This is a genomic window from Pseudomonas sp. 65/3-MNA-CIBAN-0223 (genome assembly GCF_040310425.1).
Lineage (GTDB): Bacteria > Pseudomonadota > Gammaproteobacteria > Pseudomonadales > Pseudomonadaceae > Aquipseudomonas > Aquipseudomonas gregormendelii.
In genome coordinates this window covers 1-266 of record NZ_JBEOPV010000181.1, presented here as the reverse complement: position 1 = coordinate 266, position 266 = coordinate 1, and the positions used below count along the sequence as shown (strand labels likewise).

Annotated in this window: 1 protein-coding gene; it reads left to right on the top strand. The window is 48.1% G+C overall.

Translation table 11 applies throughout. The features are described 5' to 3' along the window. Nucleotides 1–78: 78 nt before the first annotated feature. A partial coding sequence (locus AAEZ09_RS28455; RefSeq protein ID WP_350601683.1) for a transposase zinc-binding domain-containing protein occupies nt 79–266 on the top strand: 188 nt, incomplete at its 3' end.

The following is a 266-nucleotide window of genomic DNA, read 5'->3' as shown; positions in this document are numbered from 1 at the left end:
CACCAAAGTAAAACAGCGTGATATGTCACACGCGATAAACAAACTCACCGATAAACTCAACATCACATGGTCTGAAACATGAGTACCTTTGTCGATTTACTCCGCCAACATCACCAAGCCCTTGACGCTGAGTATAGCAGGGAATTATCACCCGATATGCGCAGGGCCATGTATGCCATGATGATGTGTAAAACACCTCAGCAGCGACAATCGCTTTGGGCCTGTGAGCATTGTCAGCACCATGAACGCTCACCGCTATCGTGTGG